This window comes from Enteractinococcus coprophilus, from assembly GCF_006716305.1.
In the GTDB taxonomy this organism is placed as follows: Bacteria; Actinomycetota; Actinomycetes; order Actinomycetales; family Micrococcaceae; genus Yaniella; species Yaniella coprophila.
The window spans coordinates 935604-954931 of sequence record NZ_VFOU01000001.1 but is presented as its reverse complement, the minus strand read 5'-3'; the positions used below and the strand labels follow the sequence as shown (position 1 = coordinate 954931).

At 58.9% G+C, this 19328-nt stretch carries 19 protein-coding genes and 1 tRNA gene; 12 read left to right on the top strand and 8 right to left on the bottom strand.

Going from position 1 to position 19328, the window contains the following annotated elements; genetic code table 11:
- The first annotated feature begins 36 nt into the window (after positions 1–36).
- Together FB556_RS04420 and FB556_RS04415 are read left to right on the top strand one after the other, a co-directional pair.
- A complete protein-coding gene (locus tag FB556_RS04420; protein WP_141865072.1) occupies positions 37–834 on the top strand; it encodes an ABC transporter ATP-binding protein in 798 nt (265 codons plus the stop codon).
- Positions 831–1565 (top strand): ABC transporter permease, encoded by a 735-nt coding sequence (locus tag FB556_RS04415; RefSeq protein ID WP_141865070.1) that lies wholly within the window; start codon positions 831–833, stop codon positions 1563–1565. Before FB556_RS04420 ends, FB556_RS04415 begins: the two co-directional genes overlap by 4 nt.
- A 91-nt stretch (positions 1566–1656) precedes the next feature.
- Here the strand turns inward: FB556_RS04415 and FB556_RS04410 are convergent.
- A tRNA-Leu gene (locus FB556_RS04410) sits at positions 1657–1740 on the bottom strand.
- A 235-nt stretch (positions 1741–1975) separates the two neighbouring features.
- Here FB556_RS04410 and FB556_RS04405 point away from each other — a divergent pair.
- From FB556_RS04405 to pknB, 7 genes are all read left to right on the top strand, one after another.
- Positions 1976–2770 carry an FHA domain-containing protein gene (locus FB556_RS04405; protein ID WP_141865068.1) on the top strand — a complete coding sequence of 265 codons (795 nt, stop codon included), beginning with the start codon at positions 1976–1978 and terminating at the stop codon, positions 2768–2770.
- A 3-nt stretch (positions 2771–2773) separates the two neighbouring features.
- Positions 2774–3253, top strand: coding sequence for an FHA domain-containing protein FhaB/FipA (locus FB556_RS04400; RefSeq protein ID WP_141865066.1), 480 nt, complete (start codon positions 2774–2776; stop codon positions 3251–3253).
- A gap of 2 nt (positions 3254–3255) precedes the next feature.
- On the top strand, positions 3256–4698 hold the full coding sequence (locus tag FB556_RS04395; RefSeq protein WP_141865064.1) for a PP2C family protein-serine/threonine phosphatase: 1443 nt from the start codon (positions 3256–3258) through the stop codon (positions 4696–4698).
- Complete coding sequence (locus tag FB556_RS04390) at positions 4699–6120, top strand: FtsW/RodA/SpoVE family cell cycle protein (protein ID WP_141865062.1); 1422 nt, start codon at positions 4699–4701, stop codon at positions 6118–6120.
- Positions 6120–7568 (top strand): penicillin-binding transpeptidase domain-containing protein, encoded by a 1449-nt coding sequence (locus FB556_RS04385; RefSeq protein ID WP_141865060.1) that lies wholly within the window; start codon positions 6120–6122, stop codon positions 7566–7568. Before FB556_RS04390 ends, FB556_RS04385 begins: the two co-directional genes overlap by 1 nt.
- Positions 7565–9358: a protein kinase domain-containing protein gene (locus FB556_RS04380; RefSeq protein WP_141865058.1), complete on the top strand. Its 1794-nt coding sequence runs from the start codon at positions 7565–7567 to the stop codon at positions 9356–9358. Before FB556_RS04385 ends, FB556_RS04380 begins: the two co-directional genes overlap by 4 nt.
- Before the next feature lie 96 nt (positions 9359–9454).
- Positions 9455–11425, top strand: coding sequence for a Stk1 family PASTA domain-containing Ser/Thr kinase (gene pknB / locus FB556_RS04375; protein WP_141865056.1), 1971 nt, complete (start codon positions 9455–9457; stop codon positions 11423–11425).
- A 97-nt stretch (positions 11426–11522) separates the two neighbouring features.
- On the opposite strand, the gene FB556_RS04370 is transcribed toward pknB, so the two are convergent.
- The 3 genes from FB556_RS04370 to FB556_RS04365 form a co-directional block, all read right to left on the bottom strand.
- A complete protein-coding gene (locus FB556_RS04370) occupies positions 11523–12617 on the bottom strand; it encodes an LLM class flavin-dependent oxidoreductase (RefSeq protein WP_141865054.1) in 1095 nt (364 codons plus the stop codon).
- A 63-nt stretch (positions 12618–12680) separates the two neighbouring features.
- Complete coding sequence (locus FB556_RS13395) at positions 12681–12842, bottom strand: hypothetical protein (protein ID WP_170200357.1); 162 nt, start codon at positions 12840–12842, stop codon at positions 12681–12683.
- Position 12843: 1 nt separating this feature from the next.
- Positions 12844–13695 carry a class E sortase gene (locus FB556_RS04365; RefSeq protein WP_141865052.1) on the bottom strand — a complete coding sequence of 284 codons (852 nt, stop codon included), beginning with the start codon at positions 13693–13695 and terminating at the stop codon, positions 12844–12846.
- A 96-nt stretch (positions 13696–13791) separates the two neighbouring features.
- Here FB556_RS04365 and FB556_RS04360 point away from each other — a divergent pair, with 96 nt between their 5' ends.
- Positions 13792–14061, top strand: a complete 270-nt coding sequence (locus FB556_RS04360; RefSeq protein WP_141865050.1) for a cell division protein CrgA — start codon at positions 13792–13794, stop codon at positions 14059–14061.
- A 172-nt stretch (positions 14062–14233) separates the two neighbouring features.
- On the opposite strand, the gene FB556_RS04355 is transcribed toward FB556_RS04360, so the two are convergent.
- Both FB556_RS04355 and FB556_RS04350 read right to left on the bottom strand, forming a co-directional pair.
- A complete protein-coding gene (locus tag FB556_RS04355; protein ID WP_170200356.1) occupies positions 14234–15037 on the bottom strand; it encodes a rhomboid family intramembrane serine protease in 804 nt (267 codons plus the stop codon).
- A gap of 182 nt (positions 15038–15219) precedes the next feature.
- Entirely contained in the window at positions 15220–15750 is a 531-nt protein-coding gene (locus FB556_RS04350; protein ID WP_141865046.1) for a peptidylprolyl isomerase, read from the bottom strand.
- A 170-nt stretch (positions 15751–15920) separates the two neighbouring features.
- Here FB556_RS04350 and FB556_RS04345 point away from each other — a divergent pair, with 170 nt between their 5' ends.
- Positions 15921–16478, top strand: coding sequence for a hypothetical protein (locus FB556_RS04345; RefSeq protein ID WP_141865044.1), 558 nt, complete (start codon positions 15921–15923; stop codon positions 16476–16478).
- A 58-nt stretch (positions 16479–16536) separates the two neighbouring features.
- On the opposite strand, the gene FB556_RS04340 is transcribed toward FB556_RS04345, so the two are convergent.
- Positions 16537–16731 carry a helix-turn-helix domain-containing protein gene (locus FB556_RS04340; RefSeq protein ID WP_141865042.1) on the bottom strand — a complete coding sequence of 65 codons (195 nt, stop codon included), beginning with the start codon at positions 16729–16731 and terminating at the stop codon, positions 16537–16539.
- 511 nt (positions 16732–17242) lie between these two features.
- On the opposite strand from FB556_RS04340, the gene FB556_RS04335 reads away from it, so the two are divergent.
- Positions 17243–18127: a patatin-like phospholipase family protein gene (locus FB556_RS04335; protein WP_141865041.1), complete on the top strand. Its 885-nt coding sequence runs from the start codon at positions 17243–17245 to the stop codon at positions 18125–18127.
- On the opposite strand, the gene FB556_RS04330 is transcribed toward FB556_RS04335, so the two are convergent.
- Positions 18124–19281 carry an FUSC family protein gene (locus tag FB556_RS04330; RefSeq protein WP_141865039.1) on the bottom strand — a complete coding sequence of 386 codons (1158 nt, stop codon included), beginning with the start codon at positions 19279–19281 and terminating at the stop codon, positions 18124–18126. The two genes, FB556_RS04335 and FB556_RS04330, sit on opposite strands and share 4 nt — an antisense overlap.
- Positions 19282–19328: the final 47 nt, after the last annotated feature.

The following is a 19328-nucleotide window of genomic DNA, read 5'->3' as shown; positions in this document are numbered from 1 at the left end:
GTTGAGTGCCAGGTCACATGGTGGGATAATGGCTCTATGGCGTCAGTTTCGGGCAATGCTGCGCAGGGGCACGACTCACCAGCGGTCACAATCCGCGACCTTTTTATTCGACGTGGTCGCACGGTGGTCTTTGATGGGCTCAGTCTGCAGATTCCTCGCGGCCAGATCACCGGGCTGCTCGGTCCATCAGGTTGTGGCAAAACCACACTGATGCGTGCCGTCGTTGGAGTGCAAAAAATTCACGGCGGCACCGTCGAGGTCCTCGGCGAACCGGCCGGTGCGCGTGCACTACGCAGTCTCGTCGCCTACGACACCCAGACGGCATCCGTATATGACGATCTCACCGTGCGACAAAATCTGAACTACTTCGCCCGCATCGTTGGCGCCGACCGCGAGGCAACCGAGCGGGTGGCACACGAGGTGGGTATGACATCAAACCTACGTAGTTTAGTGGCGAATCTTAGTGGCGGGCAACGCAGCCGAGTATCCCTTGCAGTGGCCCTGCTTGGTGACCCCGAACTCATCGTCCTTGATGAGCCAACAGTCGGTCTCGATCCGACACTGCGGCAAGAACTCTGGATGCTGTTTCGTAGTCTTGCACAGCGCGGCATCACGGTTTTGGTTACCAGTCACGTCATGGACGAAGCTCTGCACTGTGATCGACTGCTGTTGATGCGCGAAGGAAAAATCATCGCCGACACGACCCCGACCGGCCTGCTGAAGGACACCGGCACCACCAACCCCGATGCTGCATTTCTTGAGCTCATTGCACGCTCCGAACAACGCTTGGAACCAGGTCATGGCAAACATGCCGCGCAGCAGGAGTCATCATGAGTCCGAATCGCACCCTGGCAACCACCGCACGCGTCCTCAAGCAGCTCAGTCACGATCCCCGCTCCATCGTGCTCCTTCTCGTTGCACCCAGCCTGTTGGTCGGGCTCTTCGCCTGGCTCTTTGATACCCAACCCGGAGTCTTCGATCGCTATGGCGGCCCACTGCTGGCCTTATTTCCCTTTATTTTAATGTTTGTGATCACCTCCATCACGACACTGCGGGAACGTCGCTCGGGCACGCTCGAGCGGCTCATGTCGACGACGATGAACAAACCCGACTTCATCATCGGTTACGGTGTAGCCTTCGGGTTCATGGCCACCCTGCAGGCGGTCGTTACCGTGACCTTCGCGGTGGTCCTGTGCGGACTGTCCGTCGAGGGACCAGTGTGGCAGCTCGGCTTGGTCGCTGTCGTCGATGCCATCCTCGGCACCGCCCTGGGACTGTTCGCCAGTGCGTTTGCCCGCACCGAGTTTCAAGCGGTGCAATTTATGCCGCTGTTCGTCTTTCCGCAAATCATCCTGGGCGGCCTGTTCATGCCGCGTGAAGATATGCCAGATGCACTCGAGACAATTTCTGACTGGCTACCGCTGAGCTATGCGATCGATGCGATCAATGCTGTGACCGCTGGCGATAGTGGCGCTGACCTGTTCATACCGCTCGGCGTGGTTGGGGCGTTTGCGCTCGCCGCCCTGGTACTAGCATCGCTTACTCTGCGACGCAAAACGCCCTGATTCACCCAAGTGCCCTACAAAGGCCAGTGTAAAGAGAAAACAAAACAACCCCTGACCGGATTTCTCCATGTCAGAGGTTGTTTGTGTGCTGTGCGCGAGGGGGGACTTGAACCCCCACGTCCGTGAAGACACTGGCACCTGAAGCCAGCGCGTCTACCAATTCCGCCACTCGCGCGAGTGACTTGTTTTTACAGCATCGGCTGTAAGCACGATCTATAGTATAAACACAAGAACCCTGCAAATGCTAATCGACATTCCCCCTGTACCCACATTTCAGGGTTGACTATGCGCTTCGTGTATTGCGCGGTGTGATATGAGAAAATGTAACTGCATGTGACAAATACTCGGCCCCAAACTACTGTGGGATATTTACTGCCGAGTTGCAACGAACACGTTGGAAGGAGTGCCGAGTGGGCATCTTAGATGGTCTAGAGAACCTTCTGGAACGCAGCGTGCGGAAAATCTTCTCGGCCGGCGGTTCCAAGCGCATTAAACCGGTAGAAGTCACCAATGCGATGCGCACCGAAATGGACCATCGCGCCGTCACCATCTCTCAAGAACGCACCCTAGTGCCCAACGTGTACTCCATTGCCTTTTCAGAAGAAGACTTCCCACAGGTCCAACAATGGGGCCGGGCGTTAGCCGAAGAACTCTGCGATGAAGCAATCCGGCACGCCTCGGTTCAAGGGTATTCTCTCTCGGGCCCCGTGCGTGTGACCTTTGTAGCTGATGAGGCGGTCGATCGCGGCGACATGGAGATCACCTCAAGCTCCGAGGCTGCAGAAGATCTCGAGCCTGGTCAGCCCATTACCTACACACCGAATAAACAGGTCAGCTCTCCGGTAGTCCAGCCGCCTGCCGAAATGACCGACCCAGGCGCGCAGGTAGATCGCACCAGTTGGCGACCCGTCGTCGAAATTGAGGGGACCCGCTATGCTATCAACTCGGCGGCAGCCATCATCGGTCGCTCCGCGGATGCCGATATCACGGTGGGTGATCCGGGAATGTCGCGCCGACACTTGGAAATTCGGGTCGCAGGCGATCGCGTGAGTGCTGTAGATCTGGGGTCAACCAATGGGTTTTATGTCAACGGGCAGAAAGCGGGAAACTCGGTAGATTTGCACCACGGTGATATTATTACCGCCGGTCGGACAACCATCACTTTCCGACTCGCCCCAGATACGACGACCCAGCCCCGGAGGTAGCCCGTGAGCGAATTGGCGATAACTGCGCTGCGATTTGGGCTGCTCGCCCTCCTGTGGATTTTTGTGTTCTCTGTGATCACCTCCCAGGGCCGTTCCCTACAGATTGCCCGCCCGGCACGCCTGACCCGCAAGAAAAAAGACGAAACCGCGTCATCGGTCAGCACCGATACTCCCCCACCGCCCACGCGAGCACTGGCCACCCAATTGGCCATTACCGAAGGCCCGCTCGCCGGACGCACGATTCAATTGGGCGGCCAACCCCTGTTGATCGGCCGAGCCCAAGACGCGGGACTTGTACTGGAAGATGATTATGCTTCCGGGCGGCACGCCAGACTCTTCCCGCAGGGCAGTCGCTGGTTCTTAGAAGACCTCGGTTCCACCAACGGCACCTTTGTCCAAGGTAACCAGCTCACCCGCACCATGGCCATTGATCCGGGTGTGCCAGTGCGCATTGGGAAAACCGTGATGGAGCTGAAGGCATAACCATGGCCCTGCAGCTGAACTTCGCCGCGCGCTCTGACGTGGGACGAGTGCGCTCCAAAAACGACGACTCTGCCTATGTGGGCCGCTACCTTGCAGTAGTGGCTGACGGCATGGGCGGGCACGTCGGTGGCGATGTCGCTTCAGCTTCAGTGGTCCTAGACCTGGCTCCCTTGGATCGAAATGATCACCCCGATCCTGACACCATCCTGCCTGATGAAATCCAGTCGGCCAACCTGATCCTCAACGACCTGGTGCACGACAACCCGAAACTCGCCGGGATGGGCACCACGTGCACCGCCGTGCTAGTCGATGATGACGTCCTCCACATGGCCCATATCGGCGATTCGCGCGCCTACCGGATCAAAGACGCCGTCTTCGAACAGCTCTCGGCCGATCACACCTTTGTGCAGCGCCTGATTGATGAAGGCCGCCTCAGCCCCGAGGACGCCGAATCCCATCCGCACAAAAATGTCCTGATGCGCGTGCTGGGCGACGTCGATGCTTCCCCCGAACTAGACGTCACCTCATTTGAAACCGCACCCGGGGAACGCTGGCTGCTGTGCTCTGACGGTCTCAATGCTGTTGTCGACGATGCGACCATTGAGCGCCTATTGCGCGCCGACAAGGCATTAGATGACATTTGCCGTGACCTGGTTGAGGAAACCCTGGCGCGTGGTGCACCCGATAATGTCACGATCGTGGTCTTTGAGACCGTGGCAGCCGAGGTCACCGTCGATGACAACCCCAAAACTGATGAGCTGACTGAATCTGCGCTGCAGGTTTCCAACGCAACCGAGGGCGAGAAAGTTTCCGCCGCGCTCCTGCGCGCCGATCTCGGATCACGCCCGCACCTGCTCGTGGGGGCCGCAGCCCTGGCCACTGACACCGACCAGATCCCAATCGTGACGCGCTCGTCGTCCCAAAAGCGTGCCGCAGCCCTGCTACACGGGGCCTCCGAAGCCGACGCAACCCAGCAACCAACAGAACTCGAGGACGATGCGGTCCCATCCGAGCGGCGCTCTTGGCCGTTGCTGACCATGCTCGGAGTCTTTTTGATTTTATTTGCGACGTCGTTAGCTGTGGGTTTCCTGTGGATTCGCGGCCAATACTATGTGGGAACAACCGATGATCACGTCGCAATCTTCCAGGGTGTTCCGCAATCATTTGGGCCGCTTGAACTGTCTTCGGTTGAAGAGTCGACCGAGATTCCGTTGTCTCGGCTACCGGGATACAGCCGTCAGCGTATTGAAGCCGGGCTACCTGCCCAGGACCTGAACCATGCCCGAGAAATCTTGGTAGATTTGGAAGCTGCGCTGATCCCCGAGGCCCCGCCGGTCTCACCATCCGATCAGCCCGATGATTCCATCCCCTTGGCCGCCAACGGCGTCACCGCATCCGCCTCAATAGCCGGAGCCACCGCCGGCGCAACAGGAGGCAACCCCTAAATGACAAACACGATCGACTCCGTCGAGACCGAGCAGCCGGTCAAAAAACCCCTGCGCATCACCGAAATATTGTTAATGGTGATGGCCGTGGTCATCGGCTCGGGCGCCTACATGCTCTCCGGTCTCGGCATGGATCAGACGCTGGACGCGCAGTACTGGATCCAGCTGGGGGTCATGTTTGCCCTGGCGATTGCCTTCCACATTGTGCTGCGCTTGCGCGCACCCTTTGCCGACCAGTACATCATGCCGTTGGCGTTAACACTCAACGGGCTGGGCCTGGCCATGATCCACCGGCTCGATCTGGTGCCGCCGGGCACCAACTTGGCCAATAACCAACTGTTATGGACCGCCCTGTCGATCATCATTTCGATGGCGATCGTCTGGTTCATCATCGACTACCGGCACATGCGCCGGTTTACCTACGTGTGGTTGCTGGCCTCAGCGATCCTACTGATCTTGCCGTTTCTGCCCTTCATCGGCGTCGAAATCTATGGTGCCCGGATTTGGGTCAACCTGGGCATCGGCTCCTTCCAGCCGGGTGAAGTCGCCAAACTGACCCTGGCCATTTTCTTTGCTTCCTACCTCAGCGCCAACCGTGACCTGATTCTGCTGGCCGGGCGAAAGCTCGGTCCGCTGGCGTTCCCGCGCGTCCAAGACCTCGGCCCGCTGGTCGTCGCTTGGCTGGTCGCCATGGGGGTGCTGGTCTTCCAGCGCGACCTTGGTTCAGCCGTGTTGTTCTTCGGCCTATTCATGGCCATGATTTACCTGGCAACCTCCCGGCTGTCGTGGATCATCTTAGGTCTAGTCGCCGTGGGCGCCGGGGGCGTCATCGCGGTTAACCTATTCCCCCACGTTGAAGCCCGCATTGACGGGTGGCTCAATGCCTTCGACATGGACATGATCTATGCCGAACATGGCTCTCACCAGGTCGTCCAGGGCCTCTTCGGCCTGGCTTCCGGCGGGCTGTTTGGATCCGGGCTAGGTGAAGGCCGCCCGGATCTGGTGTTCGCGGCCAACTCGGATATGATCATTGCCTCGTTCGGCGAAGAACTCGGACTCGTCGGTCTGGCCGCCATCCTGCTGATCTTTTTCATCCTGGTCACTCGCATCATGCGTATCGGCCTGTCAGCCCGCGATGCCTTCGGTAAACTACTGGCCGCCGGGCTGGGCTGTGCCATGGCTATCCAGATGTTCGTCGTTGTCGGTGGTGTCTTGCGTGTCATCCCACTGACCGGCCTGACGACGCCGTTTATGGCCGCCGGCGGGTCCTCCCTGTTAGCAAACTGGATGATTATCGGACTCGTGTTATTAATTTCGCATACTGCCAACCGACCGATGCTCGCTGGCCCCATGGTGAATGCTTCCGGGGCCGGTGGTGGTGCCGCGGTGCCGGGACAACCCCTAGAGGCGGGTGAGCGCTAGTGAATGAATCCATCCGCTACGCCTGGTACGCCGTCGTCGCCGCGTTCTTAGTACTCATTGGCGCTGCCAGCTACATCCAAGTCGTTGCCGCCGATGATCTGCGCACCCACGAGGCCAACTCTCGTGAGCTGTATAAGCAATTCGGTGGCCCACGCGGTCCGATCCTGGTCGGGGGCGAACCGATCGTCGAATCCGTGCCCAGTGATTCCTCAAGCTTTGACTACCAGCGGGTCTATCACGACCCGGAGCTATATTCCGGAATCACCGGCTTCTACTCGTTGGCCTACGGCCAAACCGGGCTGGAACAACGCCTCAACGGTTGGCTGTCGGGTACCGCCGACGACCTATTTATCGAACGCATCCGCCAGACCTTCACCGGGGCGGATAATCCTGGGGCATCGGTCGAGTTGACGATCGACCCGGAAGCCCAACGCGTGGCGTATTCGGCGTTGCCCGAAGGGATGAAGGCCTCTGTGGTGGTGTCGGAACCAGCTACCGGACGGATTTTGGCGATGGCCTCGCGTCCGAACTATGACACCAACCTGCTGGCCGTGCACTCTACGACACAGGCATCCGAAAATATGGAGAAAATCACGGGCAAGGGTGTCTCGCCGTATCAGAACCCACCGACATATAACATTCCGCAACCGGGTTCAACATTCAAACTTATCGATGCAATCGCGATGTTGGAATCCGGAGAATACTCGCCAACCGGCCAGGTCTCAGTGCCCAACGAGTTACCCCTACCGCAGACGAATAATACGATCTCTAACTTCCGCGGGGGTATCTGTGATCGACGCGGTTCTGCTGAACTGAGCTGGATTTTCGCCCAGTCTTGTAACACACCGTTCTCGCAGGCCGCGATGGATCTGGGTCAGGATGCCATCCGTGATGTTGCCGAACGGTTTGGCTTCAACGACAGTTCGATCACCATCCCGCTGTCAGTCAACGCTTCGCACTTCCCGACAGAAGAGATCCCCCAGGCCACCCTGGCACAGTCGGTGCTCGGACAGGTCGACGTCCGCGCTTCTGCCCTGCAAATGAACATGGTCGCTGCTGGCATCGCCAATGATGGCACGGTCATGCACCCGCAGATGGTCGACACGGTGCGCGGACCGGATCTCAACGTCTTAGAGGAACCCCAGCCGGAAGTGTATTCGGAAGCGATCACGCCTGAAATTGCTGACCAGATGACCGAGATGATGCTCGAGGTGGTCCAGTCGGGCACCGCGATGCCGGCCCGGTCATCCATTCCGATTGCGGCCAAGACCGGTACCGCAGATATCGGCACCACCGGCAAGGTGAACTCATGGATCACCGGCTTTGCTCCGGCGGATGATCCCCAGGTGGCCGTAACCCTGGTGTATGAAGAAACGGATTACTCGGTGGGCAGCCAGCTCACCGCGAAGAACCTGAAGAAAATTGTGGAGGCGGTGGTCGAACAGTGAGACCAATATCGGGAATGACGCTGGGTGGCCGATACGAGCTGACTGATCGGATTGCCATCGGCGGCATGGGTGAAGTGTGGAAGGCACGCGACACCGTCCTAGGTCGGATCATCGCCATTAAGATCTTAAAGGAAGAATACACGGGGGATCCTAACTTCCTGCGCCGCTTCCGGGCCGAAGCTCAGCACACCGCCCTGCTGAACCATCCGGGTGTGGCCAATGTCTTTGACTACGGTGAAGAAGAAGGCTCCGGCTATTTGGTCATGGAGCTGGTCCCCGGTGATCCACTCAGCGCCATTCTGGACCGCGAAAAGGTCCTCTCTCCCGATCGCACCCTGTCGATCATTGCCCAGACGGCCCGTGCGCTATCCGCCGCACACGCACAAGGTCTCGTCCACCGCGACGTGAAACCCGGCAACCTGATTATCGACGCGAAAAACCGCGTCAAAGTTACCGACTTCGGGATTGCCCGCCTCGCCGACCAGGTTCCGCTAACCGCCACCGGCCAGGTCATGGGAACCGCGCAGTACCTTGCCCCAGAACAGGCCACCGGCCAGCAGGCCACCGGCGCCTCCGACATCTACTCGCTAGGTATTATCGGCTACGAATGTCTCGCGGGGCACCGACCCTTCACCGGTGAATCCCAGATCGCGATTGCTCTGGCCCAGGTCAACGACGATCCGCCGTCCCTGCCGGATTCGATTCCGGAACCGGTCCGTGCCTTGATCATGTCGATGCTGTCCAAGGAGGCCGAAGATCGTCCGGCCGACGCCGACAAACTGGCCACCGCCGCCGAAGCACTGCGCCGCCAAGATACCCAAGCCGCCGTGAACGCAGTGCCGGGCATGCTACCGTTTATCACCGCCGGTGATTTCGATTCGGATGCGACCCAGCTCATCAGCACCCAGCAGTTCAATAGCGCTCACGACCCCGACGCAACCCAGGTCATGTCGGATGTACCAGCCGAAAGCGTCTCGGATGCCACCACTGCCCTGCCGGTGACACCACATGATGGCATGGCGCTGTCCGCTCAGTCCGACGGGTTGGGCTCCAGCGCGCTCCCGGAAGAGGGCGCCGCCGAATTCGAAGAATACGCTGACCAAGACAAAAAGAAACGCAGTCCGTGGTTCTGGCCCGTCATCGCCGTCGTCATTCTCGCAGCCCTCACCGGAATCGGCCTGTGGGTTGCTTCGTTGGGATCCGATGAGGAACCCCAGCCGGAGCCGACGGAAACTGTTGCGACCGTTGCCATCGACGCCGACGACTACGTAGGTCGCGATATTGATGAGGTCGAAGAAGAACTCGAAGAGCTTGGCTTTACGGTCAACCGTGTGGAGCGCGACGACGAAGAGCCCGCCGGCACCGTGTTGGCCCTGAACCCGACCGGTGAGGTCGAAGAAGGCTCCGAGATTCGCGTGAGCTACTCCAATGGTGAGGGTAGCGCGCCGGAGCCAGCTCCAGAACCCACGCAGCAAGAGCCCCAGCAGCCGGCTCCACAGCCGGAGCCGACACAGCAGCAACCACAGCAACCTGCACCGCAGCCGACCCGCCAACAACCCACACAGCAACCACAACAGCCGCAGCCAGTTACTACGCCACCGGATACCGGAACCGATCAGACCGATCCTGGAAATGGCGACAACACTGACGGCACTGATGATCAAACAGATGAGACAGACACCGGTGGTAATCCAGACGGCACCGGAGATAATGCCCAGAATCCTGGAGGCAACAACGGCGCGCAGCTCAACAATAGGCCTCCGGAACAGTCCAATAACACAAACCCATGAAACGAAAACTCACATGAAACTCCAACACCACCTCCACTGGGCAGCACATCCGCCCGTGACGAGCACGCCGCGGCATAACGCCCGCTAAGGAAAACCGTGTCCCAACAACGCATTATCAATGGTCGTTATGAAGTCGGCGAGCTCATCGGCCGCGGCGGCATGGCCGATGTTTACATCGGTCACGACACCCGCCTGGGCCGGACCGTCGCTATCAAAATGATGCGCCCGGACCTCGCACGCGACCCGCAGTTCCAAACCAGGTTCCGCCGCGAGGCACACTCCTCGGCCGCGCTGAACCACCCGAACATTGTCGCCGTCTTTGATACCGGCGAAGAGGAGCTGCCACCCAACGGTGAACACGCCGGGCTGTCCCTGCCCTACATGGTCATGGAGTACGTCGACGGCGACACCCTGCGCGCCCTGCTGCGCAAAGGCGACGTGACGATTGACCAAGCCGTTGAATGGACCGAAGGTATCCTGGGGGCGGTTGCGTACTCGCACGAAAACCACATTGTCCACCGCGACATCAAACCCGGCAACGTTATGGTCGATGAAACCGGCGCCATCAAGGTCATGGACTTCGGTATCGCCCGAGCCCTCTCCGACTCCTCTGCGACCATGACCCAGACCCAAGCCGTGGTTGGCACCGCCCAGTACCTATCCCCCGAGCAGGCCCGAGGGGAAACCGTCGACTCCCGCTCCGACCTCTACTCAGTTGGGTGTGTTTTGTTCGAGCTCCTGACTGGTCGCCCACCGTTCGTTGGTGACTCCCCCGTGGCCGTTGCCTACCAGCACGTCCGGGAAGAACCGCCGTCGCCCACCAGCCTGAACCCGGATATCACGCCGGCGCTGACATCGGTGTTGACCAAGGCGCTAGCAAAAGATACTGAAGCACGGTTCCAGTCCGGCAAAGAATTCCTCACCGCGTTGCGCTCGGCCCACTACGACGGTATTGGCGTCACCGAAGATGATTCCACCACGGTCATCCCACCGGCCGTAATCCCCGCTGAGGCCGATCCGACCCAGGCGATGTCCTCGATCTCAGCGCAGGACGACTCGATCTTCACCCCGCGTGAAGAGCTCCCCGAGTCCTATGAGATGACCGGCCACATGGACGCCGTCAACGGCCAACGCCCGCGGAAGAAACGCCGCGGCTGGCTGATCGCCCTGCTGGTCATTTTGTTGTTGGGCGGTGGCGCAGCTGCCGGCTGGTACTTCTGGAATGAGGCCGAACAGCGCCGGATCGAAGAAAACCAGGTCGATGTGCCAGATGTTTCCGGCATGCCAGAAACCGAGGCGCAGAACGCCCTGACGACCGCCGGGCTGCGCCCAATCCTAGAATACGACCATAGCGACGACGTCGAGCGCGACCGCGCTATCGGCACCTCGCCGGCTGCCGGGACCGTCATGCAGCGCTACGACGAGATCACCCTGAACATTTCGTTGGGCCCCGACGAAGTCGAGATCCCTGACTCGCTTCGCGGCGCCTCAGAAGCTACCGTGCGCGATACGCTCGAGGAACTTGGGCTCACCGTCTCGGACGTGACCTATGTGAACTCGGCGACGATCCCGCGCGACCGTCTCGTCGACACCAACCCGGCCCTCGGCTCGACCGTAGCCTACGGTTCGACTGTTGCGCTGAAGATCTCCTCCGGCGAGGTCGAAGTTCCCGACGTCCGCGGGATGTCGGAACAGGAAGCCCGCAACATTCTCGAGGGTAATGACCTAGGTCTGAGGGTCACAATAGCTCCCGAGCCTATCGAGACCGACGAATATCGTGAAAACCACGTGGCTCAGCAGTCATTGGAAGGTGGAAAATCAGTAGCTCAAGGCAGCGAAATCTCCCTTACGCTTGCTGTGCCAGTCCCCGAACCAGAACCGGAGCCAGAAGAGTCCTCTCCCTCACCAAGCAGCGATGAAAGTGAAGAAGAGTCTGATTCTCCATCACCGGAAGCGGATGAGGACGGCGAGAACAGCGAAGCCGGAGGCCGTCCAGACTGGGTACCCGGTGATGACCGCGGTCGCGATCGTGACTGGAACCGAGGTCGCGGTTGGGGCAGTGACTAGCCAGTTCTAGACCAACTGAAAAAATCGCCTGCAGTTCCCAAGCTGCAGGCGATTTTTCTTATTCTTTCTCCGCTACCGAAGAAGGCGGGGATGGCGTCTACCCTGCGAGCAGCTCGCGGACCATCGGAATGACTTTGGTACCGTACAGCTGGATCGAGTGCATCATCAGTTCATGCGGCAGGCGACCGTTGCCATACTTCATACCGAAACGGGTCGCGCCCAACGTCTGCACCGTATTGGCGATCTTCCGGGCCACAGTCTCAGGCGACCCCAAGTGCAGCGCACCGTGACGCACTTCTTGCGCAAATTGCTCGGGCGTTGGGGCAGGCCAGCCACGTTCAGCGCCGAGGGCCGCGGTCACGTGATGCCAGTATGGATAGTACTGCTCCATGGCGTCCTCGTCCGTCTCGGCGACATAGCCATGGGAGTGCACGGCGATGCGGCGCGGGTCAAAGCCGTTTTGTTCAATCTGTTTATGGAACAGGTTGGCCAGTGGAGCAAAGCGCTGGGGTGCACCCCCGATGATGGCGAGTTCTAAGCCCATCCCGTATTTGGCAGCACGGACGACGGACTGTGGTGAACCACCCACGGCAACCCAAGTGGGCAGACCGTGTTCATGGGCGGTGGTGGGGAAGATCGAAAAGTTCTCCAGGGCAGCACGGGTGCTCCCGGACCAGGTGACGGGTTCTTCGCGCCGGATTTTGTCGAAGAGTTCGAGTTTTTCTTCGAATAGGATTTCGTAGTCTTGCAGGTCGTAACCGAATAGCGGAAACGATTCGATAAACGAACCCCGCCCCAGCGAGACTTCGGCGCGCCCGGAGGTAATGCCGTCGAGGGTCGCGAAGCGCTGATGGACGCGAACCGGGTCGTCGGAAGACAACACGGTCACAGCAGAGATGAGTTTGATGCGTTCGGTTTGCGCACCAATGCCGGTCAGGACGACGTCGGGTGCCGAGACTGAGTAGTCGGGACGGTGGTGCTCACCGACACCAATGACGTCCACACCGACCTGGTCGGCCAACACCCCCTCGGCCACGACATTGCGCAGCACCTCGGGATGACTCAGCACGCGGGTCCCCTCGAGGTCTTGGGTGATGTCTCCAAACGTGTGGAGCCCAAATTCGACGACGCCGTCATCTAACGAGGTGGCAAGGTGATTGGATGGATTAGGTGTTGGCACAGAATGAGTCATAACAGCTGCAACCTCGCCGAGCCCAAAAACATTCCTTCAAATCTGAAAGACCTGCTGTGAGACTTATTCGACGTCCAGCGTGGCATCAGAGAAGAAACCGAATTCTGCGATCCACGGGTAGACGAACTCCATGAGCACGACCACGACTCCGGCCACTAGGGCGAGCACGAGGAGCCAGCGGAGCCAGGTGGGTCCCGGCAGGAAGTGGAAGAACCAGGCGTACATTTTAGGCCTCCTCGTTCGGGTCGTAACTGCTGACGGCGTCGTGATGTTCTAGGATGCCCATCGCGGCTTGCGGCGCAGGCTCTAGGTCGGCTGCGTAGACGGCGTCGGCGATCTCATCCGGCGGCCCATCGGCCAGCGGGATGAAGTCGACCTGCTCGGCGTGAGTGATCATGCGTTCCAGCACGGTGTAGGGCGGGTGGCAAGTAGTCAAGGTCAACCACTGACCATCGGCCGGGCCACCCGGATCCAGCGGGTTAGGATCCAAGACTTCCACGGCCGAAGGGTCGACGATGTGGACCTGGCGGGTTTCATAAACCCACCAGCCGTTGGCGGTTTGCAGATACATGCGGTCGCCCTCTTGCAATGTATCCATATCCCACAACACCGCGCCGTAGGTTTGGCGGTGGCCGGCCAGCCCGAGATTGCCCTCTTCACCCGGTGCCGAGGAGCTGTCATAGCGGCCGAGGACAGCCGAGTCGATCTCGTCTCCGGTACCGTCCAGGACCGGGACCGAGTAATCGGGACCAAAGCGTGGCACATACAACAGGCCCCAAGCCTCCCCCGGTATGCCCGGGACGGCGGGGTCTGCTCCGTTGCCGTCAAAACCGGTGTAGTGTTCCGAAAACGATTCGGTCATCGTGTCGCGATGGGCCTGGGCTTCGCGGTTGGCTCCGAGGTTGGTCCAGTAGAGCTCCCAGACCACGAACAACAAGACGAAGACACCAGCGGTTATCAACAGCTCGCCCAGGACTCCTAGGAAGGTTAAGCGCGGTGGTCGTTTGCGACGCTTTCGAGGGGTGGAGTGTTGGCGCGCTGCTCGGCGCGTGAGCGGTTGTACACCGGCATCTGACATTCGGCAGATCCTTCAAGTCAAGATACACTGCGGCACGTGTTGGGGACACGTAGAATACTGTCGTTAGTATACGCTCCCCTTTGAACAGGATTCCCATTGGCATCATCGAAGAAGCCCCGTAAGCCTCGCAACCAGCATTCTGAATTGGACGCCGCGCTCATGGCGGTTGACAATCAGCCGGAGCCACTACCAACTTGGTATAAGGCCATCATGTTTGGTCTGTTGATCCTTGGCTTGGTGTGGATCATGGTGTTCTACCTCGCCCCCGGCGGTCAGTGGCCAATCCCGGGTATTGGTGGTTGGAATATCGTGATCGGCTTCGGGCTGGCGATGATTGGGTTCGTTATGATGACCCGTTGGCGGTAAGTTTCCCACACCTATCCCCAAGTTACACACATGTGATTCTCCACATTGTGAATAAACCTGTGGATAACTACCGGGGGTCATTAAACATGCGAGAGTTATCCACAATTTGTGTGGATAACCTGTGGAGACCGTGTGGGAAAACTGTGGTTAACTCAGCAGTTGTCCACAAACTCTAGCGACCGAGCAGGGTCTGCGTGTCGATTAACAGCGAACCAATGAAGGTCAGCGCCACAAGGGCTACTGCGACAACTCCCAGTCCCAGCCATGTGAGACGGTTGGTGCGTTTGCGAAGTTCGGGCGTTGCCCCGGTCTCGAGCTTTTTGTCTGCGAGGACCACCGGCGTGGAGGCCGCGAGGCCGGTGAGGAATCCACCGAGATGGCCCTGCCATGAGATGCCTGCCCCAATAAACGAAAACGCGAAGTTGATGAGGATCAAAATCGTGATGCTGCGGGTGTCAGCCCCCAGCCGTCGTCCGATCATCCACAGGGCAGCGAAGAGTCCGTAGACGGCACCCGAAGCACCCACCACAGCAGAGTTTGGTTCGGCTAAGAATAAGACCGCGACTGCTCCACCGATTGCTGACAGCACGTAGATGGCGACAAACTTGGCGGCGCCCAGAAACTGTTCAATCTGGCGACCGATCAGCCACAGCACCGCCATATTCAACACCAGGTGTAAAGGTGAGCCCATCGAATGCACTAGCGCCGAGGTCAGCATGCGCCAGGGTTGGAAGAGTTGTTGGCCGGTCACCTGGGAGAATTCCACGGCGGCGACTGAAGTATGCAGCGGTGAATATAACAAGAGGTTGGAGACATCCGGGAAGCCCGGGATGAGTTGGCCTGCCCACTGCAGTCCGTACACCAGGGCAGTCAGCCCAATGATGATGTAGGTGGCCAACGGGATCGCATTGCCCCGCCGGTCGGTAAAGCGTGGAGCGCGTTGCTCTCGAGGAATTGAGCGTTGGTGTTCTTTCACGCAGTCAACGCACAGCACGCCGACTGGCGAGGGGCGCTGGCAGTCCGTGCACACCGGACGATTGCAGCGTTGACATCGGATATATGTCACCCGGTCCGGGTGTCTGGGACAGACCGGCTGTTCTGCCGAGGAGTCGTGGTAGGCACCATAGGTCGGACCGGATGACATAGACGAGATAGTCCTTAGAGTTCAGTAATTTCGATGGTCTCGATGATCACATCGTTGACCGGACGATCTTGTGGACCGGTTGGGACGTTGTTCAGGTCGTCGACAATCTTCTGGGAGTCGGCGTCGGTGACTTCACCGAAAATGGTGTGGCGGTTCTGCAGCCACGGGGTGGCAACCGAGGTGATGAAGAACTGGGAACCGTTGGTTCCTGGGCCGGCGTTTGCCATGGCCAGTTTATAGGGTTCGTTGAAGTCTAGTTCTGGGTGGAATTCATCTTCGAACTGGTAGCCCGGTCCGCCGATGCCGCGACCCAGTGGGTCACCGCCCTGAATCATGAAGTCTGAGATGATGCGGTGGAAAATGGTGTCGTCGTACAGTGGGACACCGGACTTCGCCTCACCGGTAGCCGGGTCGGTCCAATCTTTGGTGCCGTTGGCCAGGCCAACGAAGTTTTCCACGGTCTTCGGGGCGTGGTTGCCGAAGAGTTCGACGACGACGTCGCCGCGGTTGGTTTTGATGACAGCTTTATGTGTAGCAATACTCATGAGCGCTATTCTTCCATCAACTGACTGGTTCACCCAGTCTTGAGTCAACGCGAGTTGAAAATGCTACGCGCCCAGCCTAAAGAAATGCCGAATATCGCGGCCAGATCGTGGCAACCGAGGGCGCGAGGGCGTAACCTAGGGGTAGTCAATCCCTATTATGGAGGTAATTTATGTTGGGACGTTCTAAGTCCAAAGCACCAACGCTGGGAGATACCGTGTCTGGCGCCGCAGAGCACGTCCGCGAATGGGCAGAACACATGTGGCAAGATTCCGCTGATCGCGCCGCACCGGTCGTTGACGCTGCTTCACGAAAGTTTGCCGACGCCGCGCATAAAGTCGGCGACGCTGCATCAAACTTCCAACACAAAGTCCAAGATGACTATATTCCCTCTGCTGCCGGGCAGCTGGCACCAGTTGCCGCCGGGAGCGCAAAAGCCATCAAGGCTGCTGAACTGCCAGCGTTCGTCACTGATGCCATCACTCGTGTCACCGGTGACAAGAAGTCCAGTCGCAAACTGCTCAAGGCCGCCGAGCAGTGGGCAAAAGAAGCTGAAAAGCAGCTGAAGAAGCAGTCCAAGAAAAAGAAGCAGAAGAAATCCGGTCGCGGTCTCTTGGTTCTTGGTATCACTGTCGCCGCTGCGGGTGCTACGTACGCCGTTTGGCGTCTCTCCCAGCCGGTCGAAGATCCTTGGACCAACCCAACGCCTCAGCCACTGAGCAATAACTAGCGCATAAAAAATCCTGGTTTGTGCCACGGGGCACAAACCAGGATTTTTCTTGTCAAAATTAGTCTTCGTCTTCTTCCACCACAGCGGCACCGCCGGTGCGCACCCACTCGTCGACTTCGGAAGCCTTGAACTTCCATAAACGGCCGATCTTGTGTGCTGGCATGGAGCGGTCATTGATCCACCCGTAAATCGTGTGCTTCGTAACACCAAGGTGTTCGGCAATGTCGTCGGCAGACATCCAGGCCTCAATCATCGTGGCTCCTCAATTTCAAGCGTGTACGGTCTTATCGTTATCCTAACTCAGCAAGCCCTTAGAGCCTAGACTTTTCCACATACGCGAACCCGTCACAACGGGAGAATTCGCTAACTTGTTCAGTTGAACACCAAAGAACAAGCACTAACACGATATACCTCACATAAGTTCGGCCAAGTTGCTCCGCCGGACACTAGATGTCTGGATATGACCAGCCTAAATCATGTCATCACTAGGGCTACCGTGCGGAATATCATAAGGCCAGGGCTTGCCTGTGAAAGATTCCGACGTGACTCCAATGTCAGTTATGGGTGGCCGGTTGGTAGTCGACCGGACACCATAATACCGCTGAGCTCTTGAGCGCTGGCCCTAGCGAATTTCCACGTGGTCGTAGCAACGAGATTGTTGGACAGCAGAAAACAACAGCGGACTTTGTCAAAGAATCTGGCCGCAAATCCCCAGTCGCTGCCAAACGTATCGAGTGGCAAGGCGGGTGTCCTAAGCTGAAAGTATGCCATATACCACTTTGCTGCAGCAGACCGCCCTACTGTTCGAAGGCGGCGGCATGCGAGCCTCCTATACCTCTGGGATGGTCGTCGCGCTGTTAGAAGAGGACATTCACGCACCTTTCGTGGCGGGCATTTCAGCTGGGGCGTCCAACACCGCGAACTATCTATCCCTCGACGCTCCGCGAGCCCGCGCGTCTTTTACGGATTTCGCCGCCGACCCGGACTTTGGCGACTGGCGGACTTTCCTGCGCGGTAAGGGCCTTTTTCACGCTGAGTATATTTATGAACGCGCTGGCCTGCCTGGCATGCCCCTGGCATATGACTGGAATGCGTTCCAACAGAACCCTGCGGATTTTCGGATCGGTGGTTTTGATATCCACTCCGGTGCCACTGTGTGGTGGGGTCGTAATGACGCGCCCGAGTTACCCGATCTGATGCGGCGCGTCCGTGCGTCGTCGACCATGCCCATTGTGATGCCGCCGGTCAACATTGACGGGCGAACCTATGTCGACGGCGCTCTCGGCACCGACGGCGGAGTACCAATCAGCGTGGCCCAGGGCTTAGGGTATGACCGTTTCCTCGTCGTGCTGACGCGGGAACGTGAATATCGCAAAGAGCCGGAAAAGTTCCCAACATTTTATCGCACCTACTTCCGCAAATATCCGGCTGTCGCCGATGCGCTACTCACTCGCTGGTGGCGATACAACCAAACCCGAGAGAAACTCTTTGAACTTGAGGCCGAAGGCAACGCCTACCTGTTCGTTCCCGAAGTTATGCCGGTGGCCAACGGCGAGCGCAATGTCGCCAAACTCAACGCGGCCCACCGGTGCGGCCTGGAGCAAGCCCGCCGTGAGATGCCGGCGATCAAGGAGTTTTTGGGGCTTTAGTCCGCGGTGGCTTCGTCGCCGGGGTCCCGGGATTCGCGATCTGATGTGACATCCGAAAAGATATGGATGATGTGGCGCAGACTTGCCAGCATCGACCCGTAAACAGGCCATTGGATATGTGGTAATTCATCAGCCCGTGACATGGTGGTCACCAAATCATCAAGGCGCTCGTGTTGGGCTGCGACGTCGCCGTCGGGATCGGCAATGGCCTCCCCTAGCTCGCACGTGATGCGCACCCAGCCTTCGCGGAATTGTTCATCCCAGGAATTGATCGCCCAGGTGGCTTCGCGCATTGTGCGGGTCAAATTGCGTAGATGCGAGATGCCCTCATCGATGTGGCTGAGCACCTGATCGTAGTCGATGTCGTGGTCTTTGTCGTAAAACTTGCGACGCAGCAAGCGCCGCGGGTTCTCCCGCCGGGACTCCCGGGCCAGCTTGACCATCCTCCACGCCGAGTTCAACTCATCGCTCATCGACTCGGTTTCTTCCATCCAGGCATCCGCCCGCTCCATGCCCCAGGTCTCCGAAAATTCTTCGGCCATGTCAACCAAGACCGCACCCATACGCCGGTTAATACTGTCGACGTAACGGGCGGCCTGCCGGTCACGCAGCGGTGGTAGCACGAGCATATTGACCACAATGCCGACACTCACACCCAGCACCAGCTCGATAAACCGGTCGGCAAACATTGGGTCATCGGACGTGAAAATAAAAATTGCGGTTGTGGCAATGGCCACGCCTTCGTCTCGAATCCACGATAGCCGGGCGCCCATGAGCCCAATGAACAGCGCCAGAGCGAATGTCCAGATGTTCACCCCGAGGAAGTGCATAATTACAAATGCCAGCCCCATCCCAACCGCGGTGGAGATCGCGGTTTGTGCACCGCGTGACAGCGAGCGGTGCACGGTCGCGTGCACGGTCAGCAACGCTGTCCACGGGGCCATGAAGGCGACGTCGGTGCCCAACACACCGACGGAAAGGGCCCACGCACTGGTCGCGGCGATGACTGCCTTGACGGCCAACAGCAAATCGCCGGTGGTTTCGGGGTCTTTGAGCAGACGGAGGATCCGGGTGCCCAGGGATTCAGGCCGGTCCTCTAGGTGATCGGCGGTGGCCTCGTCGGTGGATGACTGATCACGCGGATCGGATGACATGACACGGTCCTTTCCTTGACACCGCTAGCGGCAAGATCTGCCACAAC